Annotated in this window: 14 protein-coding genes and 1 pseudogene; 9 read left to right on the top strand and 6 right to left on the bottom strand. The window is 65.6% G+C overall.

Features of this window, described 5'->3' with window-relative positions; translation table 11 throughout:
- Nucleotides 1–149 precede the first annotated feature (149 nt).
- Nucleotides 150–2,270, top strand: a complete 2,121-nt coding sequence (locus G6N41_RS09475; protein WP_198967805.1) for an LCP family protein — start codon at nucleotides 150–152, stop codon at nucleotides 2,268–2,270.
- Nucleotides 2,271–2,327: 57 nt separating this feature from the next.
- Nucleotides 2,328–2,996, top strand: a complete 669-nt coding sequence (phoU, locus tag G6N41_RS09470; RefSeq protein WP_198967207.1) for a phosphate signaling complex protein PhoU — start codon at nucleotides 2,328–2,330, stop codon at nucleotides 2,994–2,996.
- 34 nt (nucleotides 2,997–3,030) lie between these two features.
- Here the strand turns inward: phoU and pstB are convergent, their stop codons facing one another.
- The 6 genes and pseudogenes from pstB to G6N41_RS09440 all read right to left on the bottom strand — a co-directional run bounded on the left by pstB (nucleotide 3,031) and on the right by G6N41_RS09440 (nucleotide 8,790).
- Nucleotides 3,031–3,807 (bottom strand): phosphate ABC transporter ATP-binding protein PstB, encoded by a 777-nt coding sequence (gene pstB / locus G6N41_RS09465; RefSeq protein WP_198967206.1) that lies wholly within the window; start codon nucleotides 3,805–3,807, stop codon nucleotides 3,031–3,033.
- Between the two features lie 19 nt (nucleotides 3,808–3,826).
- Nucleotides 3,827–4,735 carry a phosphate ABC transporter permease PstA gene (gene pstA, locus G6N41_RS09460; RefSeq protein ID WP_012396393.1) on the bottom strand — a complete coding sequence of 303 codons (909 nt, stop codon included), beginning with the start codon at nucleotides 4,733–4,735 and terminating at the stop codon, nucleotides 3,827–3,829.
- A pseudogene (gene pstC / locus G6N41_RS09455) lies at nucleotides 4,732–5,764 on the bottom strand (phosphate ABC transporter permease subunit PstC). The gene pstA and the pseudogene pstC overlap by 4 nt, the downstream one beginning before the upstream one ends.
- Before the next feature lie 56 nt (nucleotides 5,765–5,820).
- Nucleotides 5,821–6,927 (bottom strand): phosphate ABC transporter substrate-binding protein PstS, encoded by a 1,107-nt coding sequence (pstS, locus tag G6N41_RS09450; RefSeq protein WP_198967804.1) that lies wholly within the window; start codon nucleotides 6,925–6,927, stop codon nucleotides 5,821–5,823.
- A gap of 136 nt (nucleotides 6,928–7,063) precedes the next feature.
- Nucleotides 7,064–8,026: a mycothiol synthase gene (gene mshD / locus G6N41_RS09445; protein ID WP_198967205.1), complete on the bottom strand. Its 963-nt coding sequence runs from the start codon at nucleotides 8,024–8,026 to the stop codon at nucleotides 7,064–7,066.
- Nucleotides 8,023–8,790, bottom strand: coding sequence for a winged helix-turn-helix transcriptional regulator (locus tag G6N41_RS09440; protein ID WP_198967204.1), 768 nt, complete (start codon nucleotides 8,788–8,790; stop codon nucleotides 8,023–8,025). Before G6N41_RS09440 ends, mshD begins: the two co-directional genes overlap by 4 nt.
- 403 nt (nucleotides 8,791–9,193) lie before the next feature.
- Here G6N41_RS09440 and lmeA point away from each other — a divergent pair, with 403 nt between their 5' ends.
- The 7 genes from lmeA to G6N41_RS09410 all read left to right on the top strand — a co-directional run bounded on the left by lmeA (nucleotide 9,194) and on the right by G6N41_RS09410 (nucleotide 15,276).
- Nucleotides 9,194–10,006 (top strand): mannan chain length control protein LmeA, encoded by an 813-nt coding sequence (lmeA, locus tag G6N41_RS09435; RefSeq protein ID WP_198967203.1) that lies wholly within the window; start codon nucleotides 9,194–9,196, stop codon nucleotides 10,004–10,006.
- Nucleotides 10,003–10,167 (top strand): Ms5788A family Cys-rich leader peptide, encoded by a 165-nt coding sequence (locus G6N41_RS29960; protein WP_369073426.1) that lies wholly within the window; start codon nucleotides 10,003–10,005, stop codon nucleotides 10,165–10,167. The genes lmeA and G6N41_RS29960 overlap by 4 nt, the downstream gene beginning before the upstream one ends.
- 138 nt (nucleotides 10,168–10,305) lie before the next feature.
- The gene (locus G6N41_RS09430; RefSeq protein WP_015357271.1) at nucleotides 10,306–10,776 is read left to right on the top strand and encodes a DUF4395 domain-containing protein; all 471 of its coding nucleotides are present in this window, start codon (nucleotides 10,306–10,308) and stop codon (nucleotides 10,774–10,776) included.
- A gap of 37 nt (nucleotides 10,777–10,813) precedes the next feature.
- The gene (locus G6N41_RS09425) at nucleotides 10,814–11,656 is read left to right on the top strand and encodes a sulfurtransferase (RefSeq protein WP_198967202.1); all 843 of its coding nucleotides are present in this window, start codon (nucleotides 10,814–10,816) and stop codon (nucleotides 11,654–11,656) included.
- 1 nt (nucleotide 11,657) lies between these two features.
- Nucleotides 11,658–11,960 (top strand): DUF1416 domain-containing protein, encoded by a 303-nt coding sequence (locus G6N41_RS09420; protein ID WP_011738766.1) that lies wholly within the window; start codon nucleotides 11,658–11,660, stop codon nucleotides 11,958–11,960.
- Between the two features lie 151 nt (nucleotides 11,961–12,111).
- Nucleotides 12,112–12,783 (top strand): FABP family protein, encoded by a 672-nt coding sequence (locus tag G6N41_RS09415; protein WP_012396402.1) that lies wholly within the window; start codon nucleotides 12,112–12,114, stop codon nucleotides 12,781–12,783.
- A 126-nt stretch (nucleotides 12,784–12,909) separates the two neighbouring features.
- Nucleotides 12,910–15,276 (top strand): RyR domain-containing protein, encoded by a 2,367-nt coding sequence (locus G6N41_RS09410; protein ID WP_198967201.1) that lies wholly within the window; start codon nucleotides 12,910–12,912, stop codon nucleotides 15,274–15,276.
- Nucleotides 15,277–15,410 lie beyond the last annotated feature (134 nt).

The raw sequence follows: 15,410 nt of genomic DNA, 5'->3' as shown, positions 1-15,410 counted from the left end.
GGTATTCGCACGGACAACACTGATGTCTTCATCAGACTTTCGGAGGCCGGTAGGACATGGGTGATGGCAAAAGGGACGCCACTCCTGGCCATCGGCGCGCCTCCGGCACCCACCGGGGTGATGAATTGATTACCCCAAACCGAGAGGAAATGCGAGGCGCCGCGCCGTGGGAACGGTTCTCGGCCGCACCTGTCGATGACGACCTCGTTCGATGGTCGAGTGCACGATCCGCCGACCTGGCGCAGGCCGCCGCGGCGGTCGACACCCGGGGTGGCGCGCAACCGCGCCAAGCCCACGACGACGTCGAGCGCACCCCGAAGGTTGGCTCTCACATCGACGGCGGTGTCAGCGTCGCCGAGTTGATCGCCAAACTCGGGGCCCCCGTTCCCGCCCATCCGGCCCACCACCACAGCGCACCGGAATCCGGGCCCGACCCAACCCCCGCGGATGCCGCCCCCGACATCGCGGACCAGGTCCACGAGCCTGACGAGCAGCTGGACACCGAGGTCATCGCTATCCCGGCCTACACGCTGCAACTGCTCTCCGAACTCCCCGACCTCGGGTCTGCCAACTATCCGCACGACGAGTCCGACCCCGAATCGCCCGGCGAGCAGCCAGCCGCACCGGCGCGGGCCCGGCGGCCGCGGTTGCGTCGCAGGTCGACCGCAAAGGCTCCCCGGCCCGGTAAGGACGCGCCGAAATCGCGCCGGCTCCCGATACTGCTGGCCGGGCGGTCGCTGGCGGCGCTGTTCGCCGTGCTGGCGCTGGTGCTCACCGGCGGGGCGTGGGAATGGAGTTCGTCGAAAAACAACCGGCTCAACACGGTGAGCGCGCTCGACCCGCACTCGGGCGACATCGTCAACCCCAGCGGGCAATACGGCGACGAGAATTTCCTGATCGTCGGCATGGATACCCGTGCCGGCGCCAATTCCAATGTGGGCGCCGGTGACACCGAGGACGCCGGCGGGGCGCGGTCGGACACCGTGATGCTGGTCAACATCCCGGCGAACCGCAAGCGAGTGGTGGCGGTCTCGTTCCCCCGCGACCTGGCGATCACCCCCGTCAAGTGCGAGGCCTGGAACCCCGACACCGGCAAGTACGGGCCGATCTATGACGAGACGACGGGACAGATGGGTCCCCGGATGGTCTACACCGAGACCAAACTGAACTCGTCGTTCTCCTTCGGCGGGCCCAAGTGTCTGGTGAAGGTGATCCAAAAACTGTCCGGGTTGAGCATCAACCGGTTCATCGCCATCGACTTCGTCGGCTTCGCCAAGATGGTCCAAGCGCTCGGTGGTGTCGAGGTGTGCAGCACCACGCCGCTGCGTGACTACGAAATCGGCACGGTGCTCGAACACGCTGGGCGCCAGGTGATCGACGGGACGACCGCCCTGAACTATGTGCGAGCCCGCCAGGTGACCACCGAGAGCAACGGCGACTACGGCCGCATCAAACGTCAGCAGCTGTTCTTGTCGTCGTTGCTGCGTTCGCTGATTTCCGAAGACACCCTGTTCAACCTCAACAAGCTCAACAACGTGGTCGACATGTTCATCGGCGACAGCTACGTCGACAACGTCAAGACCAAGGATCTGGTTGAGCTGGGTCAGTCGCTGCAGGGCATGGCAGCCGGACACATCACGTTCGTCACCGTGCCCACCGGTATCACCGATGAGAACGGCGACGAGCCCCCGCGAACGGCCGACATGAAGGCGCTGTTCAGCGCCATCATCGACGATGAGCCGCTGCCGCTGGAAAACGATCACAACGCCCAGACGTTGGGAAACCGGCCGACCACGACGGCACCGACCACGGCCCCCAAAGCGCCGCCGGCAAGTCCTGCCGACGAGGTTCAGCGCCAACAGGTGACAACCACCTCGCCGCAAGAAGTCACCGTGCAGGTCTCCAACGGAACCGGGACCACGGGTCTGGCCGCCACCGCCGCCAGCCAGCTCGAGCGCAACGGCTTCAACGTGATGGCACCCGACGACTACCCGAATTCGTTGCAGACCACGACGGTGCTTTTTGCCTCCGGCAACGAGCAAGCCGCCGCGACGGTGGCCGCCGCGTTCGGCAACAGCAAGGTTGAGCGGGTCACCGGGATCGGCGAGATGGTGCAGGTGGTGCTCGGCGCCGACTTCAAGGCGGTGACCGCTCCCCCGCCGAGCGGCTCGTCGGTCAGCGTGCAGATCAGCCGCAATTCCACCAGCCCACCGATTAAGCTGCCGGAAGACCTAACGGTGACCAACGCCGCCGACACCACCTGCGAGTAGGCGCCCTTCGGGTCGCCCTTCGCGGCGTTTAGGCGGTCGAGAACGTAGGCTTACCACATGCGGACGGCCTACCATGAGCAGCTCTCGGAGCTATCCGAGCGGCTCGGTGAGATGTGTGGGCTGGCAGGTATCGCGATGGAGCGGGCGACTCAGGCCCTGCTACAAGCCGATCTGCTGCTGGCCGAACAGGTGATCTCTGACCACGAGAAGATCGCGACGCTGAGTGCCAGGGCCGAGGAGAGCGCCTTCGTGGTGCTGGCCTTGCAGGCACCGGTTGCCGGTGACCTCCGGGCGATCGTGAGCGCAATCCAGATGGTGGCAGACATCGACCGGATGGGGGCCCTGGCCCTGCACGTGGCCAAGATCGCCCGCCGGCGTCATCCCCAACACGCGCTACCCGAAGAGGTCAACGGCTACTTCGCCGAAATGGGCAGGGTTGCAGTTGAATTGGGGAGCAGTGCGCAAGAAGTGGTGTTGTCCCGCGACCCGGAGAAGGCGGCCCGGATCCGCGAAGAAGACGACGCGATGGACGATCTGCACCGGCATCTGTTCACCGTACTGATGGACCGGGAATGGAAGTACGGCGTGGCGGCCGCCGTCGACGTGACGCTGCTGGGCCGCTTCTACGAACGTTTCGCCGACCACGCCGTGGAAGTGGCGCGGCGGGTGATCTTTCAGGCCACCGGGAGATTCCCCGAGGACGAATCGCCAACGTACTCACGCTGACCAGCGATCGGCCGTGGCGGCCGGGCCACCCGGGTCAGCCGAAACGGCCCGAGATGTAGTCCTCGGTGGACTTCTCCCGCGGGTTCGAGAAGATCTTTTCGGTGTCGTCGATTTCGATCAGGCGGCCCGGTTTGCCCACGGCTTCCAGGTTGAAAAACGCTGTCTGATCGCTCACCCGGGCGGCCTGTTGCATGTTGTGGGTGACGATCACGATGGTGTATTCCTGTTTCAATTCGCTGATCAGATCCTCGATCGCCATCGTGGAGATGGGATCCAGCGCCGAACACGGCTCGTCCATCAGCAACACGTCGGGTTGTACCGCGATGGCCCGCGCGATACACAACCGCTGCTGCTGCCCACCGGAAAGCCCGCCGCCGGGCCTATCCATCCTGTCTTTGACCTCATCCCACAAGTTGGCCCCACGCAGGGAATACTCGGCCGTTTCGTCGAGCACCTTTCGATTGCGCATGCCCTGCAGCTTGAGGCCGGCAACCACGTTGTCGCGAATCGACATCGCGGGAAAAGGGTTGGGGCGCTGAAAGACCATCCCGATCGCCCGGCGCACCCCCACCGGGTCGATACCGGGACCGTAGATGTTTTCGTCGTCGAGCAGCACGGAGCCCTCGACGCGGGCACCCGGGATGACCTCATGCATCCGGTTCAGCGTGCGCAGCACCGTCGTCTTGCCGCAGCCGGAGGGGCCGATGAACGCCGTCACACTGCGGGGAAGAATCGACAGCGACACCTCAGCGACGGCGTGAAACGACCCGTAGTAGATGTTGACGTCCTTGAGGTCTAGCCTCTTGGCCACTTAGCGCTCCTGCCCTTGACTACTTGGCGACGAGGATTCTTGTGAGCACCCTGGCCCCGATATTGATGATGGCAATCACCAAGATCAGCGTCAGCGCGGCGCCCCACAACCGGTCCGTGGGTACCGGGTTCATTCCGGCACCCATCGTGGTCTGGTCATACATCATGCCGGGCAACGAGCCCATGTACCCGCTGAAGATGTCAAAGTTCATCGTCCGTGCATATCCGACCAGGATCAGCAACGGCGCCGTCTCACCCATCACCCTGGCCAATGCCAACAGGATCCCGGTGATGATGCCGGACAACCCGGTGGGAATGACGATCCGGACGATGGTCTTCCACTTCGGTAGCCCCAGCGCATAGCCGGCTTCGCGCAGATCCACCGGAACGATACGCAGCATCTCCTCGGTCGCCCGCACGATCACCGGAAGCATCAACAAGACCAGCGCCAAGGACACCGCGAACTCGGAACGGGGAAACCCCAACACCCCGACCCACAATGCGTAGAGGAACAGCGCGGCCACGATTGACGGCACGCCCGTCAGGATGTCGACGGTGAAGGACACCAGCCTGCCCATCAGCCCGCCACCGTCGTATTCGACCAGGTAGATCGCCACCATAATGCCGATCGGAATGGACAGCGCCGCACACACCAAGCCCTGCAGCACGGTGCCGACGATCGCGTGATAGGCGCCACCGCCGGCCACGAATGCCGTCATCCCCGCCTGCGAATGAGTCCACCACGCGCTGGAAGACACCGCTTTGAAGCCTTTGGCGATCACCGAACCCAGTACCCAGATCAACGGCGTCAGGGCCACCAGCATCGACAGTGTCACCAGCACGGTCGCCAGGCTGTTCACCAGCCGACGGCGGCGCGCCAGTCCCGAGAACGTGCGCGCCTTGACCGGCCGGTCCAACATCGAGGTCATCGGTGCACCCTTCTGGTACCGATGAGCGCGGTGCGGGCGATGGCGTTGACCACGAGGGTGAGCAGAAAAAGCATCAGTCCCGCGGCCAGGTAGGCCCCGGCCTGATATTGGTCGTCGAGATCCGAGGCCGCGCCGGCAATCTTGGTGGCGAAGGTGGAGCCACCGTCGAACAACGACCATCCGAACGCCTGCTCGGTGCCGCGCAGGATGATCAGCAGCGCGACCGTCTCGCCCAAGGCCCGGCCCAGACCCAAGATCGCGCCGCTGACGTATCCCGAGCGCCCGAACGGCAGCACGGTGGTCTTGACCGCTTCCCACCGGGTGGCGCCGAGCGCCAGCGCGGCCTCGATCTGGTCCTGGGGAGTTTGAGCGAAGACTTCCCGGGTGACGGCGGTGATCATCGGCAAGATCATCACCGCCAACACGATCCCCCCCGGTGAAGACGGTGCCGCCCTCGTCGACCGGGCCATCACCGCTGGCGAACAGGAAACACCAGCCCAGGGTGCGATTGAGCCAGGCAGCGGCCGGTTGCAGTTGCGGCGCCAGCACGTATAGACCCCATACGCCATAGACGATCGACGGCACCGCGGCCAGCAGATCCACCAGGTAGGCCAGCGAGCCGGCAACCCGCCGCGGCGCGTACTGAGTCAGGAAGATCGCCACGCCCAGCGCGACCGGCATCGCCAACATCAGCGCAAACAGCGAGATGAAGACCGTGACCTCGAGCAGGTCGAGGATTCCGAAGTGCATCGCCGACGTATCGGAGGTCACCCAATTCCCGCCGTAGGTCAAGAAGTTTTCTTTGTTGCGGGCCAGTGCGGGAATCGCGCGCCACGCCAGGAAGACGCCGATCGCGATGATCAGGGCGACGACCAGGACTCCGGCGCCCTGCGCCAGCCAACGAAATATCCGGTCCACCAAACCCGGTTTGCCGTTGCCCCACGGATTGATGGAGATGATCGGCGATTCCGGCAGGGGTGCCGCAATGCCCTTCCCCGCACCCACGTCGGCCGGGTCAGGTGCTATCACTGCTGTCCCATCGATGCCATCACCCTTGTGCCTACCGAGCGCTGATCCTCAGGCGGTCATTGCAGAGCGTTGATCGCGGTCACTAGGCGCTGTTTGACATTATCGGGCACCGGAACGTAACCGGCCGCAGCAAGGCCGCTCTGACCGCTGTTGACGGCGGTCGCGAGGAACGCCTTGACCGCGGCCCCGGTTTCCGCGTCATATCCGTTCGAGCACACGATCTCGTAGCTGGCCAGCATGATTGGGTAGGCGCCCGGGTCGCGCAGCCCGTAGATCGAATTCAGCTCCAGCACCAGGTCATTGCCGCTGGAGGCAAACGTCACCGCATCGACGGCACTGCGGGCCGTTTCGTTGGTCAGCGGTACGACGCTGATGCCGTTGTTGATTTGGGCGAACGGCAGGCCGGCGCTGTCGGCGAAACCCTTCTCGACATATCCGATCGAGTTCGGGGTGGACTGCACCGCGGTGATCACCCCCGCCGAGCCGCGTGCACCCTGGCCGACACCACCGCGAAACTCCCCACCGACCCCGTTGGTCCAGCTCTGCGGCGCCGCGGCGGTCAGATATTTCTGAAAGTTGTCGGTGGTCCCCGACGATTCCTGTCGATGGATCGGTGCGATCGGGGCGTTGGGCAGCGCCACACCGGGGTTGAGCCCAAGCAGGATCGGATCATCCCAGGTCCGAATCAGACCGCTGAAGATCTTGGCCAGTGCATTGGCATCCACGATCAACGCCTTGACGCCAGGCAGGTTGTACACCAACGCGATGGGACCGAAAACCAGTGGCAGGTCCCAGGCCGGATTGCCGCCGCAACGGTCGGCGGCCGGCCCAATCTGGTCGGCGACCAGCGGTGAGTCCGATCCCGCGAAATCGACACGCCCCGCGATGAACTGTTCGCGGCCGGCACCGGACCCGGTGGCCTTGTAGGACACGCTCTTGCCCTGACAAAGCTCGCCCCACACCTGGTTGAACAGCGCCATGGCGTCTTCCTGGGCGGTGGACCCCTCGGCGGTCAAGGTACTCCTGCCGCCGCACTCCACCCGTCGCGAAACCGCTCCGGAGTTCGCCGACGAGCCCCGGCGGTCATCGCCACCGCACGCGGTCAACACCCCGGCGCAAAACGTCGTTGCGGCCATCACCGTCGCCAAGGCTCTGCCCACCATGCCGAGTCTCACAAATCTCGCTTCCTGCACGCGTTCTCGACGGTTTCCGGCGGCGCTCGCCGTCTCCCAGACGGATTGCCGACCCACCCGGCCAGTATGCCCTTCGGCGCACACGCAACCGGGCCGACCACCGACGCTAGGCCAACGCCGCGTCCGGTGCCGCCAGGGCGTAGGCCGTATCGACGCTATGGGTGGAAAAGCCCAACCCCTGATAGGTCCGCACGGCGGCGATATTGTCCGACTCCACGTAGAGCATGACCGTGGATTCGTGGCCGAGATCGCGATCCCCCAGCCGCTGAGCCAACGAGCGAAGACCAATCATCGTCAACGTGCGGCCCAGCCCGCGCCCCTGTGCGGCTGGATCGACAGCCAGGACATAGACCTCGCCGAGGCCGGGATCATCGAGGTGAATCTTGGTCCAGTGAAAGCCGAGCAGCCTGGACTGGCCGCGTGAGGAGTCCTCGGCGCCTTCGGATCCTTCCAAGGCCAGAAACAGGCCAGCGGGATCGAACCATGGCTCACCTCGGCGCTCGGCCAAGTCTGCTTCGGTCCATCCGCCCTGTTCGGGGTGATAGGCGAAGGCGGCGTTGTTGACCCGCAACAGCTCGGCGTCGTCTTCCGTTCCGGCATACGTGCGGATCTGCAGTCCGTTCGGGATCACCGGTTCGGGAAGCTGGCGCAGCGACCGCCGCATCTGCACCAGTTCGCGGACCGGGGTCAGCCCCAGCGCGGACGCCGTGGCCTGAGCGGGCGCCAGGGTTCCGTGCGCCCAGAACTGGTTTCGTCCGCCCGTCTTCGCCAAGGCCGCACGCACCATTGCGGTCGCGATCCCGCGCCGCCGCGCCTGCGGATGCACCACCAGCTCGGCCATCGCGGCATCGGCCCCATGGGCGGGGCTGAGATTCAGATAGCCGATGGCGGATTTCCCTGGTGATTGATCCTCGACTAACAGGTGCTCGGTGCGCTGCTGGGCCAATTCCCGCAGCACCTGCTCGCCCACGGGAGCCACCCCGTCGACTTGTGTTGCCGCCGTGACGAGATCACGCACCTGCCGCTGTTGATCGTCGGTCAGATGCGAGCGCCATTGCACCGCCGTCACGGACTGCGCAACGGGTCAACCAGTGGCTCTTCATAACCGTCGTGATCCGACTCGGCCTCTTCGTCGTCGGCCTCGACGGCCACTGACCGTCCGCGCGCCGGTCGAACCGCTTTGTAACCCACGTTACGTACCGTGCCGATCAACGCCTCGTGCTCGGGGCCGAGTTTGGCCCGCAAGCGCCGCACGTGCACATCGACGGTGCGGGTGCCACCGAAGAAGTCGTACCCCCACACCTCGTGTAGCAGCTGCGCGCGGGTGAACACGCGACCGGCATGTTGCGCGAGGTATTTCAGTAGTTCGAACTCCTTATAGGTGAGGTCGAGGGGCCGGCCGCGCAGCCGGGCGGTGTAGGTGCCTTCGTCGATGACCAGCTCGCCCAGGCTGACCTTGCCGACGCTCTCCTGATCGGCCTGACCTCCGCGACGGCCGACCACCAACCGCAGTCGGGCGTCGATCTCAGCGGGTCCGGTGCTGGGCAGCAGGATCTCGTCCAAACCCCAGTCGGCGCTAACCGCCACCAGGCCGCCCTCGTTCACCACCGCCAACACCGGCACCGACCTGCCGGCCGTGCTCAATAGACGACAAAGGCCACGAGCCGCCGATAGATCGTTGCGAGCGTCAACAAGCACCGCATCCGCGTTGCCCGCTTCCAGTAGCGAAGAAGCCTCCGCTGGGGCCGTCCGTAAATTGTGAGGAAGCAACGACAGTGCCGGCAACACAGGGTCGGGATACAGCTCCGAGGTTAGTAGTAATAACTCCAACAAGCCCCTCCAGCGTCGTGGGAAAGGCATCCCCCAGATTCATCGCGACATGTGACGTTAGCGCCCAGCACATCTAACGATAACTTGCCACCTGGTCTTTGGCCCGACGATAAGGCGTTGCGCAAGGCAGAAACGGGTGGCCGGAGGGCCCCGCGGCGCCTCGCGCCGGCCGCCCGGGGCTGCGCCGCCCAGGATCTGCCCAGGGCGCGCTCTTTGCCCGCCGTGCAGCGACAACCGCCAGGTAGCGGTCGTGCTAGCGCCCTGGCGGTTCGGCTGACCGGCGGGCGCATCCTGGGCCGACCCACCCAGGTCTGTTCCGGTAACTGTGACCAAGCTTACAGTTCATGACCGGGGCGCGGCCCAGCACGACGATCCGATCGGATCAATCCAGCCGGTAGGCCACAATATGCGGATGCGCATGGTGCTGGTCGGACTCACTGCAACCGCGATCGTCCTGGGCATCGTCATCCTCGGTGCCGTCGGCGTCGACTTCGGGGCCAGCATCTACGCCGAATACCGGCTGTCGACCAGCGTACGCAAGGCGGCGCACCTAGGGTCGGACCCGTTTGTCGCCATCCTCGGCTTCCCGTTCATTCCGCAAGCGATGAGGCATCGGTACTTCGAGCTGGAGATCAAGGCCATTGCCGTCGAGCACGCCGTGGTCGGCGTGGCCACGCTCGAAGCCACCATGCATTCGATCGACCTCTCCCAGGCTTCCTGGCTGATCGAGCCGAATTCGCGGATGACGGTGCACAAGCTGGAAAGCCGCATCATCATCGACTCGATGCACCTGGGCCGCCACCTCGGCATCAGCGATCTGATGGTGCAGGCGCCCCCGCACGAGAGCAACGACGCCACCGGAGGCACGACCGAGTCAGGGATATCGGACGGTCACGGGTTGGTGCTCAGCGGAACGCCGACATCGGCCGACTTTGATCATCGGGTCAGCGTCTCGGTGGACGTGTCCATCGCCCCCGAGGACCAATCGACCCTGGTGATCACCCCAACCCGCGTCGTCACCGGCCCCGATACCGCCGACCAAACCGTTCCGGACGACAAACTCGGTGCGGTGCTGCGCGCCTTCAGCAGCCGGCTGCCGAACCAGAAGCTGCCGTTCGCCGTGGCCCCCAACACGGTAGGGGCCCGGGGTTCGGACATCATCATCGAAGGCATCACCAACGACGTGACGATTTCCCTCGAGGGGTTCAAGCAGTCGTGACCCCGGCGGCGTGCGCGCCGCGCTGGTGGCTCGATCACGATGTCGTTGGGTTATTGGGTAAGCTGACCGGCGTGTCAGCCCGCCTTGAGCCTCTGCTCACCAAGCGTCGCGCAGTAGATCTGTGCCGCATCGCGGGTTGTTGCTGTTGCTGTAGCTGCTGAGTAGCTGCGTCGTCTACGCAGTTCACTCGGGGCAGCTGCGGAATCTGACCGTGGCCTATCTCCCCACTTCGCCCTATATCGCCATATCGCCCGAAGTGCCCTGCATCGCCGCGCAACAGCCATTTCCAGGAGCAATCCGTGTCCAGCACCAACACCCGCACCGCAGTCGAGCTGGTAGACGTTCGAGGACCCCGGTTCGCCGCATGGGTCACCACCGCGGTTCTGCTGGTGGTCCTGATCATCTCGGCACTCAACCCCGCCGCCGCCGCGGTTGTGTTGGGCCTGCAGGCCACCGCGTTCGCCGTCGGTGCCTTCGCCGGACCGCGCCGGCACCCATATGGAGTGCTGTTTTCGGCGTTCGTCGCACCTCGCATCGCGGCGGTTCGGGAGCGTGAGCCGGTCCCCCCGCTGAAGTTCGCCCAGCTCGTCGGGCTGGTGTTCGCGGTCTGCGGCGTCGCCGGCTTTGCCCTCGGCCCGTTCCTGGTCGGCGCGGTCGCGACCGCACTGGCACTGGTGGCCGCCTTCCTGAATGCGGCCTTCGGCATCTGTCTGGGCTGTGAGCTCTACCCGCTGGCCGCACGCCTGCGACGCGATCCCCACCCCGCCTAACTGCTGTTCACCTGAAGAACCTGAAAGGACCGACACCATGGCACGCACCGACGTCCTGGTCTCCGCCGACTGGGCTGAAAGCAATCTCGGAAACTCCGGGGCCGCCAACGTCGTCTTCGTCGAAGTCGACGAGGACGCCAGCGCATACGATTACGGCCACATCGCCGGTGCCATCAAGCTGGACTGGCGCACCGACCTGCAGGATCCGATCAAGCGCGACTTCGTCGACGCCCAGCAGTTCTCCAAACTGCTCTCCGACCGCGGCATCTCCAACGACGACACCGTGGTCCTCTACGGCGGCAACAACAACTGGTTCGCCGCGTACGCCTACTGGTACTTCAAGCTGTACCGACACCAGAACGTCAAGCTTCTCGACGGCGGCCGCAAGAAGTGGGAGCTCGACGGGCGCCCGTTGTCCACCGACGCCGTGAGCCGGCCGGCAACCTCCTACACCGCGGTGGCACCGGACAATTCGATCCGGGCATTCCGCGACGAGGTGATCGCGGCCATCCACGTCAAGAACCTGGTGGACGTGCGATCCCCCGACGAATTCTCCGGCAAGATTCTCGCGCCCGCGCACCTGCCCCAGGAGCAGAGTCAGCGGCCCGGCCACGTTCCCGGCGCCATCAACGTGCCCTGGAGCAGGACCGCCAACGAGGACGGCACCTTCAAAACCGATGAGCAGCTGGCCAAGCTCTACGCCGATGCCGGTCTCGACGGTGCCAAGGAAACCATTGCGTACTGCCGCATCGGGGAACGGTCCTCACACACCTGGTTCGTCTTACACGAACTGCTCGGGCACAAGAACGTGAAGAACTACGACGGCAGTTGGACGGAATACGGCTCCCTGGTGGGCGCCCCGATCGAGTTGGGAAATTGATATGTGCACTGCGCCCAAGCAAGGACTGACGTTGCCCGCCAGCGTCGACCTGGAAAAGGAAACGGTGATCACCGGTCGCGTCGTGGACCGAGACGGGCAGACCATTGGCGGCGCGTTCGTGCGGCTGCTGGACTCCTCCGACGAGTTCACCGCCGAGGTCGTGGCATCGGCGACCGGCGACTTCCGGTTTTTCGCCGCGCCGGGATCGTGGACCGTGCGCGCCCTGTCCAAGGCCGGAAACGGTGACGCCGTGGTCAGACCGTCGGGGGCGGGCATCCACGAGGTAGATGTCAAGATCGCCTGAGGGTCCCCGGACCCTCCGACACTCGCCGACCCGCATGGCCGAATAGAATCATCGGCGTGGTGCTGTTCTACGAGATCTTGCTGGTCCTTGCGACCGTGGTCATCTCCTGGTTCGCGCTTTATGCGCTGTATCGGCTTATCACTGACGAGTCGTGACGTCTGACGCGAGCCAGGACGGACCGGATGCAGTAGCGGGCTCGGGTGATCGCGCCGTCGCCGCTGCGGCCGAACGCGCCAAGTTGACCGCCGCCCGCAATATCCCTACGTTCGACGACCTACCGCTACCCGCCGACACCGCAAACCTGCGGCACGGCGCCAACCTGCACGACGCGCTGCTGGCGCTGCTGCCGCTGGTCGGAGTGTGGCGTGGTGAGGGCGAGGGCCGCGGACCCCACGGCGACTACCGGTTCGGCCAGCAGATCGTGGTTTCCCACGATGGTGGCGACTATCTGAATTGGGAAGCCCGGTCATGGCGCCTCGACGAGGACGGGCAGTACGAGGAGCCGGGCCTGCGTGAGACCGGCTTCTGGCGCTTCGTCAGCGACCCCGAGGACGATCCGAGCGAATCGCAGGCCATCGAGCTGCTGTTGGCGCATTCGGCCGGTTACGTGGAACTGTTCTACGGCCGCCCGCTCACCCAGTCATCTTGGGAGCTGGTCACCGACGCGCTCGCCCGAAGCCGGTCCGGCGTGCTGGTCGGCGGCGCCAAGCGGCTCTACGGCATCATCGAAGGCGGCGACCTCGCCTATGTCGAGGAACGAGTGGACGCCGACGGCGGCTTGGTGCCGCACCTTTCGGCCCGCCTGTCGCGCTACGCCGGCTAGTAGCGCCCGGCGCCGGCCCGGCAAAACCAACCCCCACCTCTAGTTTCTTATTGCCTTTCGCCGACGGTTCTGCGTGTACTTGTTCCACGTTTCAAGCAGCCGCTCAGCCGCGAAGGGAGCCGGCCGATGTTGCGCAGCAGGAAGGCCGCGCCGCTGGCACGTTGGGTCCTCTCGCTGGTCGGTCTGCTCCTGATCGGCTATCTGGCCGCTGTCGCGTTACAGCCCGCCATCCTGGACCAGGTGCCGAGTCCGGTGAGCTGGTTCGGCCGGCCGGGATCGATGGCGACCATCGCAATCGTGGTGGGTGTGCTGGGAGCGGTCAGCGTGCTGACCTTCCGGTCCAGTCCCAGCCACCGGCTGGTGGGGGTGTCGTTCACCGTCATCGCGCTGCTCGTTTCGGCAAGCGCCGTGCTGGGACTCAGCGCGTATTGGAGCTGCCACGACGACAACCATCCGGCCGTCTTCACCCCGCTAATGTGGACCGCCCAATTGGTCAAAGGCGGTGTCGGTGATACCTCGCTGAGCGGACGCACCTGCCCCAATCCCACCCCGGTCGCACTCGAATTGGCCCGGTTCGCCGCACTCTCGGCGATCTTTACTGGCCTGGGCGGTGTGGTGGTCGGCATCTTCCGTTCCCAGGTGGACCGGTTGCGGGCCAACCTCGCCGATTCGGTCACCGTGATCGTGGGGGGCGACGACGACACCCAACCCATGCTCAGCGGTGTGGCGCGGGCGCTGGACCGTCACGGCACCCTGGTGCTGATCACCGACGCCGACAACGAACACGTGCAACGGGCTCGCCGGCAGGGCGCCCGCGTCGTGCTGGTGGACTTCAACGCGCCGTCCTCGCTGGCTTCGTTGCGCCTGTGGCGCCACCTGGGGCGGCTTTGTCTGATGTCGCCCGACCCGTCGACCAACCTGCTCTGGCTCGATGTGATCGGTCGCCGAGTCTCCCAGCTTGGCAACAAGCAACGGTTGCCGCTCATCGTGCGTATCGATGACCCATGGCTGGCCGAATCCTGGCGCGCCAAGCAATTCGGCGGATCCGATACCCGATGGGCGGCCGATGTGGTCGGCAAGTACGAGGTGACGGCCATCCGGCTGCTCGACGGGGTCATGGCGACCGGCCGGATCACGCGCGTATTCGTCTGCGGCTCTTCACAGTTGACCCTGGCGCTGTGCGCCGAGCTGACCCGCCGCGCCCTGGAGCGTGACTTCTACACCGCACCCGGCGCGCCCCCGCTGCCAGCTCTTACCCTGGTCGAGACGGACGCCGAGGATTACGTGCGCGATCACGAGTTTTACCGTCAACAAGCCGGATTCGCATCATCGACCGGACCGGCAGTCACTGCGGTTTCGGCGGCGCCCACGGTGCCGACCATGTGGCGGTTGATCTCCGACGCCGACCCCACCAACTGCGGGGTGATTCTGGCCGGTCCCGACGCCGCGACCCGCGGGACCAGGCTGGCCGCCCGCTTTCCCGAGATGCCCGTGTACGCCTCGGACCTCGGCACCAACATCACCGACGACTCGATCCAGGTCGTCGGATTGCTACAGTCCTACTCCCTGGTGCTCGACACCCGGGAGGGAAGGATCCAAGACGTTTGGGACCGGGCGGCACGGCTGATCCATGAACACAAGGTCGCGGGGATCGGCCCGACGAAATCGCGCTCACCCGCCACGGTGCCGTGGGCCGAGCTCAACGAGTTCTATCGTGAGTCCACCCGGCGCCGGGTACGCAATGCGTTGTGGATGGTCAAACAGATCGCCGGACATACCTGGAACACCTGGGGCAACCCGGCCAAACCACTGTCCAGCCAAGAGATGGCCGAATCACCGCTACTGGAACAGCTTTCGCTGATGGGCTTTGACCGCCATGCGGCGCTGAGCATGGCGCGGGCAGAACACGAAGACTGGTGTCGTTACTACCGGCGCAACGGCTGGAGCTACGGCGCAGCCCGCGACGACGCCCGCAAGCTCCACGACAGGCTCGTCGACTGGGCGGTCGTCGAAAGCGATCCGGATCTGCTCAACGCCGCGTTGGCCAGCTTGGCGGACACCCTGTGGAGCCTGCGCCGGCTCGGCTACCGGTCACGTCCGTTGTGGCGACCGTTCACCCGGGTCGGAACCGTCAGCGCGCAACAACGAAACGCGCCCTGGGCATGGACGTCGGATTCGGGGCGCACCAGGCACGCCGACGCCGGCGACTGGGCCGTTGCGGCGGATGGGAAGACGTGGTCGGTGCGCGACGATGTTTTCCGGGCCAGCTACGAACAAAATGGCGACGGACAGTGGCGTCGCAAGGGGCCGGTGCAAGCCCGCCCGGCGCACGCCGGGGAGGCGATCAGCACCCCGGAAGGTCCGGCTACCGCGGCCGACGGCGACTGGGTGGTGCGCGACGGCGACGGCGAACAGTGGCCGGTTCCCCGCGACGAGTTCGCACGTCGGTACCGCGAGTTCGATCCGGCGGCGCGGACCAGCGAGCGCGGATAGCCCGGCAGCTCGAGCGGTTGGGTTTCTGCGGAAATGGAGCGGCCCCCGAGCGAAGTTCCGGTTGGACAGACCGAAAGCTCGGGGGCCGGGTGGCTACGGGGGGATTCGCCAGCGCGCGTAACGCCAGCTCTTCC

Source organism: Mycobacterium shottsii, from assembly GCF_010728525.1.
In the GTDB taxonomy this organism is placed as follows: Bacteria; Actinomycetota; Actinomycetes; order Mycobacteriales; family Mycobacteriaceae; genus Mycobacterium; species Mycobacterium marinum.
The sequence above is the reverse complement of the archived record's forward strand: the minus strand, read 5'-3'. Positions and strand labels throughout refer to the sequence as shown.

Coding starts and splice junctions, on each gene's coding strand:
- G6N41_RS09420 (WP_011738766.1), top strand. CDS start 11,658: ATGTGCACTGCGCCCAAGCAAGGACTGACGTTGCCCGCCAGCGTCGAC.
- pstS (WP_198967804.1), bottom strand. CDS start 6,927: ATGGTGGGCAGAGCCTTGGCGACGGTGATGGCCGCAACGACGTTTTGC.
- G6N41_RS09410 (WP_198967201.1), top strand. CDS start 12,910: ATGTTGCGCAGCAGGAAGGCCGCGCCGCTGGCACGTTGGGTCCTCTCG.
- lmeA (WP_198967203.1), top strand. CDS start 9,194: ATGCGGATGCGCATGGTGCTGGTCGGACTCACTGCAACCGCGATCGTC.
- G6N41_RS09425 (WP_198967202.1), top strand. CDS start 10,814: ATGGCACGCACCGACGTCCTGGTCTCCGCCGACTGGGCTGAAAGCAAT.
- G6N41_RS09475 (WP_198967805.1), top strand. CDS start 150: ATGCGAGGCGCCGCGCCGTGGGAACGGTTCTCGGCCGCACCTGTCGAT.
- phoU (WP_198967207.1), top strand. CDS start 2,328: ATGCGGACGGCCTACCATGAGCAGCTCTCGGAGCTATCCGAGCGGCTC.
- pstA (WP_012396393.1), bottom strand. CDS start 4,735: ATGACCTCGATGTTGGACCGGCCGGTCAAGGCGCGCACGTTCTCGGGA.